This is a genomic window from Neoalteromonas facilis, assembly GCF_002807665.1.
GTDB classification, from domain to species: Bacteria; Pseudomonadota; Gammaproteobacteria; order Enterobacterales; family Alteromonadaceae; genus Alteromonas_E; species Alteromonas_E facilis.
In genome coordinates this window covers 424,477-435,661 of the sequence record NZ_PEAY01000003.1, presented here as the reverse complement: position 1 = coordinate 435,661, position 11,185 = coordinate 424,477, and the positions used below count along the sequence as shown (strand labels likewise).

Here is an 11,185-nt window from a genome sequence, read left to right as displayed (position 1 = left end):
GACTACTCCGCTGTATACGGTTTAACGACTAAGCCATCACGCATTTTGGCGCCACCTGCAGCAACCACTTGTTGACCTAGTGCAATATCCCCACTGACTAATGCGTAGCCACCTTCAATCTGCAGAACATTGATGTTAATGCGGTTAACCGTTGAATCAGCCTCGTTGAAGCGCCAAACATGGAACCCTTCGGTATCGTTGCCCTGCAGCGCCGTGAACGGAACTAATACGCCAGTATCAAACGTCTTATAGCCTAGTGTGACTTTAACAACTGCTCTGGCCCCGGGCGTTAAGCTACTATCGCGTCCATCAGCTGCAAACACGACCTTGTATGTTTGTGTTATCGGATCCGGCTGCGTTGCGTGTTCAACATATTGCAGCACATATTGTTTGTGCGGCGCGGAAACAATGCTAGCACTCGCTTCAACGGGTGAACCTTTTTGATAACTGCTAAGTAAACGTTCAGGCACATTAATATTGAAATAAAAACGCGATACATCTTGTATTTTGGCAACGGTCTCGCCCGCACGTACATAACTATTGTTTTCAACGATACGCTCAGACACCTGCGCATCAAAAGGTGCCGTTAGGGCTGTATAACTCAGATCTTGCTGCGCTTTATCACGTGCTATGACGGCCAGTTCCCAAGCTGTTTTGGCGTCGTCCAATTGCGCTTGTGAAGACAACCCTTTCTCGAAAGTTGACTTTGTGCGGGCTAAATCTCTCTCAGCTTGATCCAAACGTGCTGTCGTTTCACGTAGTCGTTGTTCAAATGGCGTTTGATCAATCTTCGCTAAGATTTCTCCTTGCTTGACCTGAGTACCTGTAAGCAAATTTTCCATTACCAACCTACCCGAGACTTCAAAGCTAACGTCCAAGGTTTTCACCGCTGAAACCTCAGCTGGAAAGGCTCGCTCCGTTTGATTTGGATTACTGATTGTCGCGGCCAGCTTTACAGCTTGCACCGGAAGTTGAGCTCTTTCGGCTTTAGATTCATCCGTGCAGGCTGATAGCGTTAGCATAGACGCTGCCAGCACTAACATAGCGATAAGTCGACGTTGTGGTAAAGATCTATGACTCATTTTAATCCCATAAGCAGTAGCGTGTTATATCTCATGTCAGGATTGCGAAATTGCACTTACATTCAACTCAAACATCAATTGGCCTGGATATCTAACATTGCACGAACACATTTATAAAATTAAGCCTAGCCGAGGAAAGCACTCTTGCTATTGTTAATCTCAATAAATTGTAGTTGCTTTTGCAGATACTCCGGCATCACCTGAATGACAAGGAAACGACACCCAAAAGTAAACTATACCGTGTAGTTTAGTCTAAAAATTTGAAAAGTAAACTGATCAGTGTAAAGATAAACAAGATGTATGACTGAATCGACTTTGAGATGACAACCAAAAAACGCAGTGAAATAAAACGAGAGGCGATTCTTGAGGGAGCAAGACGCGCGTTTCAACAATTTGGTGTAAGTCATACCAGCATGGACAAAATTGCTGAGCTTGCTCAGGTATCAAAGCGAACGGTATACAACCACTTTCCAAGCAAAGAATTATTAGTCACGCATATCGTTAAAGATATTTGGGGGAAAAGCGTTCTTGGTTTTGATGCCCCCTACGATCCCAATCGTGATCTAAAGTCACAATTAATGAACTTGGTAGACAACCAACTCAGTTTGATGGGGCAAGCAGAAATGCTTGAACTTACGCGGGTTGCATTGGCACATTGCTTGTATAGTCCAGAAAACTTTGAAGATGAAATTGCCGATTTCTTTGATCAAGAAACCGCGATGATCCGTTGGCTCAAGCATGCAATGGAAGACGGTAAACTCAAACGTGTTGAACCGCGAGTCGCCAACGAGCAAATTTTGAGTCTACTCAAAGGGCAAGCACTATGGCCACAGTTATTACATGCGATGCCAGCATTGAATGCAGAACAAAAGGCCGTACTAGCAGAACAAACCGTGGATATGTTTCTTAGCTACTATCAATTGTAATTCCAATACACTCTGAAAACGCCCTCTGTTCAAAGAGGCGCGACATCCTATCACTAGAAGCGCCAGCGTAACTGCATTATGTAATGCGTAACGTGCCGGGGCAGTCCCCAGCGCGCCAATGCCACAGTTCCAACTTGTCCACACTCATTTTAAGTCTTTACATAACTTTACACTGTGCTGACAGCACTTGACCTGCCCTCCACTACTATCCAATACGACTGATTAATTTGCGTAATACATCCCCAAATAGAGTAAGAGGAACTACGATGAAACATTGCCATATTACCGCTGTGTTGCTGCTAGGGTATCTCACAGGATGCAGTGGAAGCGGAACTGAAAATATTGCCGCAAGTGAAGTTTCAAGTGCACCGTTCGAAACGGAACTGCAGCCCATCAGCATATCATCAGGGCCACCCAGCATAACCTATGACGCATTTGCGGAAATCAACTTCGACTCCACTGATGCCGATTACTATCAATGCAAGCTAAATGACCAAGACATCGTTAATTGCGAAAGTCCTTTGTTACTAATCGGACTAGAAGTAGGTGAGCAATCACTCTCTATTAAAGGTTTTAATAACAGCAATTCAGCAACAACTGAAACCCAATTGGAATGGGAAATAGTGAGTGTATTCTCATCCACTGATGCAGAGTCCCATCACTCTGATGTAGTGCCAACCAATGTAGTGCCTAGCCCAACGGCTGACAATAGCTGGCGGGGCATATTTAGGATCAACTGTGACTTTTCACACTCCAGTTACGACGACCCCATTGTGTATTTCGGTGAAGGTGACGGAGCTCATTTACACCGCTTTTACGGAAACTTATTAACCGACGAAAATAGCGACATATTGCAACTTTTCACTACTGGCGAGTCGAGTTGTCAGGGGAATACTTTGAATCGTTCGGCCTATTGGACGCCCGCCTTGCTTGCCCCCCAATACACTGCTGATGGTTCGCGCGCATTAGACGAAAATGGTCAACCTGCTTGGCAAGTGGTTCCAGCAGTCGTGGGCAATGACGATGTCGCGCATGAAATTTTTTATTACTCAGCCGGTGTTGATGATTTAAATGCCATTCAACCCATTCCTTTAGGCTTAAAAATGATTGCTGGCAACAGTAAAACAATGCCCGGCATGGAACAAGACAGCGCCATTGTTCGATGGCACTGTCAAAGCTGGGGATCCAGCGATGCACAAAACCCACGCTGGAGTGCATCAATTCCTGAGTGTGAGGCCCCTGACAGAGTGCGCATGGATATTTTCTTTCCGAGTTGTTGGGACGGCGTTAATCTTGATTCAGATGATCATCAATCTCATTTAGCCTATCCTGCCGATCAGGGAGGGCAATTAGGAATGGCCTGTCCCGAGTCTCACCCTGTACCCATTATTCGAGTTAGCTTTCATTATGCCTTTGGAGTAACGCCTGAGGTTTACGATCCGGCAACCAAAAGTAGCGCAGGCTGGCGTTTAGCGTCAGATATGTATGAGGTAAGTGAGAATTCACCGGGCGGTTTATCGCTGCATGCTGATTGGTTTAATGCGTGGCAACCTGAAATATTGCAAACCATTATTGATATTTGTATTCAGGGCCAGCTTGATTGTCACGATGGCAACATGGGCAATGGATTCAGATTATCGGGAACACAACCCGGTACTCAGTTTGAGCCGCCAATTGTGAACCGAGGTATGGGATATTAAACAAAAAGGCCGCCTCGAACACGACAACGAGGCGGCCTTTCGCTTTTAACCTAGATACCTTATCGACCTAGATTCATTACCTTAGTCCAAGCTGCGATGAAATCATCCACAAACTTTTTCTTAGATGTATCAAACGCGTAAACTTCAGCCACGGCACGCAACTCAGAGTTACTGCCGAAAACAAGGTCTACCGGTGTAGCTGTCCATTTCACTTCACCTGATTTACGTTCAACACCTTGATAAACGCCATCTTTATCAGTCTTTTGCCATGCATATGACATATCCAATAGATTGACAAAGAAATCGTTGCTCAGTGTGCCAGGCTTATCAGTAAACACACCGTGCTTAGCACCTTTGTAGTTCGCGTCCAACGCACGCATACCACCTACCAGCACTGTCATTTCAGGCACTGTAAGGTTCAATTGGTCTGCTTTATCGACAAGGCTATCGGTTGGCGATTCAAATGCCTCAGCGGCGTCGAAGTAGTTTCTAAAGCCATCCGCTTGAAGCTCAAGTAAAGAAAACGACTCAAGGTCCGTTTGCTCTTGTGTTGCATCGCCACGACCCGGCTTAACTGGAACTTTCACATCAAATCCAGCGTCTTTAGCAGCCTTTTCGATAGCCGCCGCGCCACCAATAACAATTAAGTCAGCCATAGAGACTTTTCCTTTAAAGTCTTTCTGGATGTCTTTCAATGCATTGATAACCTTAGTGGTTTCTTCTGGGTTATTCACTTCCCAACCATTTTGAGGCGCTAACGCTAAACGACCACCATTAGTACCACCGCGCATGTCTGAGTGACGATAGCTAGCCGCTGAAGCCCACGCGGTGCGCACAAGTTCTTGAACGCTTAAGCCTGACTTCATAACAGCTTTTTTCAGTTTCGTTACATCACGATCATTGATCTTAGAGACACTCTTCTGATCAATTGGGTCTTGCCAAATCAACGTATCTTTCGGTACTTCTTTACCCAAGAAATTGCTAGGAGGTCCCATATCACGGTGAGTCAATTTGTACCATGCTTTGGCAAAGGCTAAACGGTATTCTTCAGGGTCCGCCAAAAAGCGCTCAGCAATTTTGCGATACTCTGGATCATATTTAAGCGCTAGGTCAGCAGTCGTCATAACAACCGGGTTGCGCTTTCCTTCAACGTGAGCATCAGGGGCAGCAGTATGCATTGCTTCATCTTTAGGGATCCACTGAATTGCACCTGCAGGGCTACGTGTTTGTACCCATTCGTTGTTTAACAAATTACTCAAGTACAACGACGTCCATTTGGTTGGCATTTGTGTCCAAGCGCCTTCTAAACCACTGGTTACAGTGTCTTCAGAGTGGCCTTTACCACACTTGTTTTTCCAACCTAAGCCTTGTTGCTCAATCGGTGCAGCACCAGGCTCCGCGGACATACAATCAGAAGGTTTATGTGCACCGTGCATTTTACCGAACGTGTGACCACCAGCGACCAATGCTACCGTCTCTTCATCGTTCATGGCCATGCGGCCAAAGGCAACACGAATATTTTTGGCCGACCCCATTGGGTCAGGCTTACCCTTTGGACCTTCTGGATTTACGTAGATAAGACCCATGTGCGTCGCACCAAGAGGACGTTGAAGTTTTCCGTCACGCGCTTCCCGGTCACTTGCTAGCATTTCAACTTCTGGGCCCCAGTAAACCAAATCAGGTTCCCAATCGTCAGCACGTCCACCGGCGAATCCATAGGTTTGGAAACCCATGTTTTCTAATGCAACGTTACCCGCCAATACCATTAAATCAGCCCACGATAACGCTTCACCGTATTTTTGCTTGATAGGCCAGAGTAAACGGCGAGCCTTGTCAAGGTTGCCGTTGTCAGGCCAGCTGTTGAGTGGGTCGAAACGTTGTTGACCACCACCAGCACCACCGCGGCCATCCAAGGTACGATATGTACCTGCACTATGCCATGTCATACGAATAAAAAATGGACCATAGTTGCCAAAGTCAGCTGGCCACCAATCTTGGGATTCAGTTAAAACTGCATCAATGTCTTTTTTAACCGCGTCCAAATCCAAGCTTAGAAATGCTTTACCATAGTCAAAATCAGCGCCATAAGGATTAGAGCGACTGTCGTGGTCGCGCAACGATGAAAGGTCAAGTTGATCTGGCCACCAAAACTGGTTTGACTTTGGTTGACCCGCTTTTACGGAGCCTGAGCCCATTGGCCCTTTCGGTTTAGATATTTCTGCTTTTTCCGCAAATGTTGGTGCTGACGCGAGCATCATGCTCACAACACCGGCAATAGCCGTTTTCATAAATAGGCGTTGCGATTTCATTGTCCTAATTCCTCTATATTTAAATCTGCAAATGTTTTCATTGTTTTATTTTGAAATAAGTAACCCAGACAAAATAGCACTCTAGGTTGCAGACCAATTTCTTTGGCGCATTGGCAAAATGCCAAAGCAAATTAGTTGGTTAAGTATAGGAACGAATGTAAGAAAATGTGTCTTAAATTAAATCGATTGAATTAATCTAAATATTTGATTTAAGCCGAAAAGCCCTTATTCGTCGGGCTGAACAGACGTTTTTCGTCCTCGAACTGAAGAGGTTATCGCCGCAATAATGACCCCTAACAATGACAATCCAAAGGCAAAAGACAGTGCCTCGACAATATCCTCCGCGTTTGCGCTTGCCAGTGCTTGAGCACCAATCATCGATTGGATAATAAGATTCACGATACTCATGCCAAAGAGGTTCCCAATGGTACGTGACAAGTTCATTGATGCAGACGCAACGCCCACCTCTTTTTCGTCAACGGCTCCCATGATGGCGTTGTTGTTCGGCGTAGAAAACAAGCCAAAACCCGCGCCCATCGCAATCAATGCAGCACTTATGACAAACGTACTGGTTAACACATTTATTTGACTGAGCAGAACAAAACCGACACCTACAATAATGCAACCTAGCGTTGCCAAAATACGGGGTTCAAACTTATCCGCCAAACGGCCTGCAAAGGGTGCCACTAATGCCATAGCCATGGCTTGAAGAAGAAGCACTTGGCCCGCATGAGAGGGTGACAACCCTTTGACATATTGCAAATAAAGGCTCATCAAAAATGCCACTGCAAAATTACTACCGTACATAAAGAAGGACGTTGTCAGCGATAAACTAAAAATCCGACTTTCTTTAAACAGTTGCACTCGGATGAGGGGGTGTTCGCGCCTGCGCTGATGCATGATAAAAGCGAGCAAGCTAAGTACTGCACCTGCCATTAATAGTGCACCACTGAATGAATTTAGTTGACTCAGTCCTAGCACTAATGCAAAAGAAAACGCTATAAACAGTAGCGTGCCGCCAATATCAAAACGCTCTTGCTTACTACTCTTCCATTCTCCGGGCAGCTTAAGCAACATAAATAACGCCAGCGCCAACATGGGAGGTGCTTGAAAGTAGAACACCGCTTGCCAACCCCAGTGCTCCGTAAGCCAACCACCAATAGCTGGCGCGATGGTTAGCCCGACATACACAAATGCCGCCACAATCCCTAATGCTCTACCCCGCCTTTCTGACGGTGTCACAGAAGACACAATTGCGATCCCTGTACCAAATATCATGGCACCGGCTATGCCTTGCAGAAAGCGCCACAGCAATACTTCGTCTATGCTGCTAGCAAACCCACACAGTATCGAGGTAAGAGCCGTAAAAATAAGGCCTAATGTATACACCTTTTTACGCCCATACATATCTGCAAGCTTGCCAGCCGGCAACATGAAGGCAACATTGCTGAGTAGATATATCGTGGGTAACCACGCGACTTTGTTTGCATTAGCCTGCAGATCTGCCGCTAAATCAGGGATCGCAACATTAACGGCAGCCATCCCCATAGGTGTGATTAAGTAGCCACAACAAACAGCGATCAAAGCAACGGTAGTTGGCGTGAAAGACTTCACAGTTTTCTTATTGAGGAGAATTTACGCGCAGAATAGCACAAAATCACTGTGCTTCCGCGCGCTAAAACGTTAATTACTGATAATTAAACGCGTTCCTATACTGATATCATAAATATCCAGCGCTGAATTAAGGCGTCGCAACTCATCAACGCTAACGCCATATTTCTTGGAGATACTGTAGAGCGTCTCGCCTTTTTCAATGTCATGTGTAACTGCATTAGTATCCAGTCCTTCAACTGATTTCTGTTTTTTCTGCTGTGTGTTTGAAGGTGACTTATCATTACCATCGATTGGCAAGTTGGATATCTGTGACAATGTTCTTCCCTTTAGCGCTTCTTGACTATCTGGATAGAGACTAATCAATACCGCAATCACTTCACCCATCGCTTTTGGATTATTGGCATATCTCAAATATTCAATTTCCTGCCAAAGGATCTCTGCGCTGACTATCTCGCGCTTTTGTATGAACATTTGATATTGCTCAAACGCCGCCGACCGGTTTTCTTTGGCAAGTAATACTCTTGCAGCGAATAAATGCAGAAAAGCTTCACTATTGTCCGAGACCATGGCGGGATTAAATAAATTCACCAATTCATCAAAACGCTCTTGCCGCAGCAAACACATTATTGCCTGCTGTATTGAAAAATCATCTGGTTGGGAGCCATCCCAGTGTTGAACTATTTGCTCCAGTGTGTGGAATCTATTTTGGCTACAAAGAACACTGATTAACGACGGTTGAGTCTGCTTAAAAACACTATCAGTGCCCAATGAATTTGCCATACTCAACGCAGCTTCAGCTTCATCCATGCTTCCTTCCAAAAAATGCAACTCGGCTTTGGATAAAAATAATGAAGACGTGAAGTCTTGCTGCGGAATAGTCGCCAGTAACTCTCTTGCCTTTTCCACATTGTTATTTTTTAAGTAAGCATTGATGAGTGACTGGACTGTTTTAGTGGTCAGGGGTTTTGCAATATTTTTTGCCGCCGACTCGTTGCTGTGTGGATTTGCACACCCATTAACAAACAACCCTACACACAATAGCAAGAACAGAATCTTCCCCATAAACATTTGTTTACTCGTCCTCATTTGATTAAGCATTACTTCTCTGAATTACGCTGTGCTGTCGTATTATGAGTAAGTGACATAATTTCGTCCATCAGCTGATATGAACATATTTTTCCTACACTCCTTTTGCTGATGGGATAACGTAGGCGTCTGTCCCCCAAAGTGGCACTGTAGACAAGCTATGCTTAAAACTCCCCGACGTTTCCTTTGTGCTATAGGACAAATAAATCAACGTTTGCGCATCCGCATCAAAAATACGGCGTACTTTCATATTCTTGAAAAAAATACTTTTTGATTTTTTAAACACCACCTCGCCGGAATCTGAGCGATCAATTTTGGCCAGCATATCAAGCGTAATGGATCCTGTTTGTCGACAGGCTATGGCACTATCGGATGGATCTGAAAAATCCAAATCAGCCTCTATACTGGAGATATGGCAGGTAACTCCGGGAATAAGTGGATCCGTTAACGCATCCACTTTTATATCTTTGGTGGTAAATACGCCAAGTGATACATCACCCACCTCACTGTCACTGCACCCAAACAATAGAGCTGTGCATATTCCAAACATTAGCTTTTTATGAATAGCCGAAATCATTGTAATCCCTCATCTATGGCACATTTCCTCTTTATCATTCAATGATATTAAAACATTGTAAAGCTGCATCGTTGAACTTAGCTTGACTTTAAGTATGTTTTGTTACGCTGGCAAAATCAGTGAATAGTTGTAAACCCTTTCATTAGCAGCAATACTCAAGTCAGTTATTGCCGCGTTATTTAGCCTTATATATGCATATAGATAGCGATTCATTGAAGCACGCCTATATCACCTCAATGTTGAGGGCGCTGATTTTGCTGCTCATTCCGCTCATCAGCATCATTGTTTACTTCAACTTTGTGTCTGAATTCCGTCCGCTAGGTTTAATCGTTTTAGGCTTAATATTTAGCTTTGTGCTCGCAATTTACTTAGCACGGGCGTACTTAAGCCCCAATGCATTATCGCTTAGCTTAAGTGCGCTGTTGATGGTTGCCGGCTGGATGAATTGTTACAACAATGCAAGCATTGCACACGCAGGGATCGCCGTCTTAGTGAGCACTTTCACCATAGCCGTTTATACAAGAACGTGGGTACGTTGGCTATTTATACTACTCACTAACCTAGGCTTGTATTTGAGTTTCAATATCGCCTTAGACTTCGACTATGTGATGGGCGCTGATCGCTGGCTAATCGTCACCGCTGTTGGACAACTGATTGTATTAAACGGCATCAGCTATTTGTTCACTAAAATAGAATTCATGTTTGAGAAAGAACATCAGTTACGCTTGGAATCAGAAGCCTCAGCTAAAGCAAAAACGCGCTTTTTGGCGAATATGAGTCACGAAATTCGCACGCCTATTGCCGGCGTTAGCGGTTTACTCGACACCTTTGATCAATCTAACCTGAATGACAATCAGCGCAGCAAATTAAGCATGGCAAAACAAAGTGCGACGCTGTTATCGCAAATCGTCAACGACATATTAGACTACGCCAAAATCGAGGCTGGTAAACTCACTATCTCACCGGTCAATTTCGAACTTAGCGAGTTTTTCACTCACACAACGGCTCTCCTTGAGCAGGCCTTTCAACAACAAGGCAACCAGCTAATCCTCTCGATTGAACAAACCGAAGGCATTTGGATCGAAGGTGACAAAACGCGCTTACAACAGGTACTCATTAATTTACTTAGCAATGCGAACAAGTTTACTCAGCAAGGTGCAGTTAGCGTTATGGTCTCGGTTCGTCAATTAGAGGATGCTTATTCGTTGAAATGTAGCGTAAAGGATACGGGTATTGGCATGACGCAGGAACAAATCGGGCAGCTTTTTCAACCCTTTCATCAACTCGACCATAGCAGCACAAAAAAAGCACAAGGTACAGGACTGGGATTACTCATATGTAAACAAATACTTCGCTTAATGAACGGCTCTATTTCAGTTAAAAGTGAAGAGGGTCAAGGCTCAGAATTTTCCTTTTATGTCACCTTACAAAAGGGCATGGCGCCAAAGCGCAAAGCGACAAAGAATAAGCCTTTGGATATATCAGGATGTAAAGCACTAATTGTTGAAGATAACTTCATCAATCAAACCATTGTTCAAGAAATGCTATCTCAGCATAACGTCACAACCGATGTGGTTGAAAACGGTGAAGAAGCCATCGGATATTTATCAAAAGCTCCTCAAAATAGCATCGACATTATTCTGATGGATTGCCAGATGCCGGTAATGGATGGGTTTGAAGCAACGCAGTTGATTCGTTCAGGTAAAGCTGGCCATCATTGGCAAGCTACGCCGATTGTTGCGCTCACAGCAAATGCTCTCAAAGGCGATAAAGATCAATGCCTTGACGCAGGTATGAGTGACTATCTATCCAAGCCTATTGAAATCGAACAACTGGTTTCAACCATCGCTAAATATTACTCGCCCGTTTCAAACGTAGAATAAAGGCCAGA

The 11,185-nt window shown here is 44.5% G+C and carries 8 protein-coding genes; 3 read left to right on the top strand and 5 right to left on the bottom strand.

Translation table 11 applies throughout. The features are described 5' to 3' along the window. Nucleotides 1-2: 2 nt before the first annotated feature. Nucleotides 3-1,082 carry an efflux RND transporter periplasmic adaptor subunit gene (locus tag CSH93_RS10305; RefSeq protein ID WP_205663279.1) on the bottom strand — a complete coding sequence of 360 codons (1,080 nt, stop codon included), beginning with the start codon at nt 1,080-1,082 and terminating at the stop codon, nt 3-5. Nucleotides 1,083-1,402: 320 nt separating this feature from the next. Here CSH93_RS10305 and CSH93_RS10300 point away from each other — a divergent pair, with 320 nt between their 5' ends. Then, nucleotides 1,403-2,008: a TetR/AcrR family transcriptional regulator gene (locus CSH93_RS10300; protein ID WP_100643152.1), complete on the top strand. Its 606-nt coding sequence runs from the start codon at nt 1,403-1,405 to the stop codon at nt 2,006-2,008. A 266-nt stretch (nt 2,009-2,274) separates the two neighbouring features. Next, a complete protein-coding gene (locus CSH93_RS10295) occupies nt 2,275-3,708 on the top strand; it encodes a DUF1996 domain-containing protein (protein WP_100643151.1) in 1,434 nt (477 codons plus the stop codon). Between the two features lie 59 nt (nt 3,709-3,767). On the opposite strand, the gene katG is transcribed toward CSH93_RS10295, so the two are convergent. The 4 genes from katG to CSH93_RS10275 all read right to left on the bottom strand — a co-directional run bounded on the left by katG (nt 3,768) and on the right by CSH93_RS10275 (nt 9,294). Beyond that, nucleotides 3,768-6,017 (bottom strand): catalase/peroxidase HPI, encoded by a 2,250-nt coding sequence (gene katG, locus CSH93_RS10290; RefSeq protein ID WP_100643150.1) that lies wholly within the window; start codon nt 6,015-6,017, stop codon nt 3,768-3,770. A gap of 225 nt (nt 6,018-6,242) precedes the next feature. Then, the gene (locus tag CSH93_RS10285; RefSeq protein WP_100643149.1) at nt 6,243-7,631 is read right to left on the bottom strand and encodes an MFS transporter; all 1,389 of its coding nucleotides are present in this window, start codon (nt 7,629-7,631) and stop codon (nt 6,243-6,245) included. A 69-nt stretch (nt 7,632-7,700) separates the two neighbouring features. Further along, nucleotides 7,701-8,693 carry a LysM peptidoglycan-binding domain-containing protein gene (locus CSH93_RS10280; protein WP_164078343.1) on the bottom strand — a complete coding sequence of 331 codons (993 nt, stop codon included), beginning with the start codon at nt 8,691-8,693 and terminating at the stop codon, nt 7,701-7,703. Between the two features lie 118 nt (nt 8,694-8,811). Continuing rightward, nucleotides 8,812-9,294 carry a CreA family protein gene (locus tag CSH93_RS10275; protein ID WP_100643147.1) on the bottom strand — a complete coding sequence of 161 codons (483 nt, stop codon included), beginning with the start codon at nt 9,292-9,294 and terminating at the stop codon, nt 8,812-8,814. A gap of 191 nt (nt 9,295-9,485) precedes the next feature. Between CSH93_RS10275 and CSH93_RS10270 the strand changes: the two genes are divergently transcribed. Then, a complete protein-coding gene (locus tag CSH93_RS10270) occupies nt 9,486-11,177 on the top strand; it encodes an ATP-binding protein (protein WP_100643146.1) in 1,692 nt (563 codons plus the stop codon). Nucleotides 11,178-11,185 lie beyond the last annotated feature (8 nt).

Bases quoted from the DNA above. Each gene is read 5' to 3' on its own strand.
- CSH93_RS10275 (WP_100643147.1), bottom strand. From the start codon at position 9,294: ATGATTTCGGCTATTCATAAAAAGCTAATGTTTGGAATATGCACAGCT.
- CSH93_RS10305 (WP_205663279.1), bottom strand. From the start codon at position 1,082: ATGAGTCATAGATCTTTACCACAACGTCGACTTATCGCTATGTTAGTG.
- CSH93_RS10280 (WP_164078343.1), bottom strand. From the start codon at position 8,693: ATGGGGAAGATTCTGTTCTTGCTATTGTGTGTAGGGTTGTTTGTTAAT.
- katG (WP_100643150.1), bottom strand. From the start codon at position 6,017: ATGAAATCGCAACGCCTATTTATGAAAACGGCTATTGCCGGTGTTGTG.
- CSH93_RS10295 (WP_100643151.1), top strand. From the start codon at position 2,275: ATGAAACATTGCCATATTACCGCTGTGTTGCTGCTAGGGTATCTCACA.
- CSH93_RS10270 (WP_100643146.1), top strand. From the start codon at position 9,486: ATGCATATAGATAGCGATTCATTGAAGCACGCCTATATCACCTCAATG.
- CSH93_RS10300 (WP_100643152.1), top strand. From the start codon at position 1,403: ATGACAACCAAAAAACGCAGTGAAATAAAACGAGAGGCGATTCTTGAG.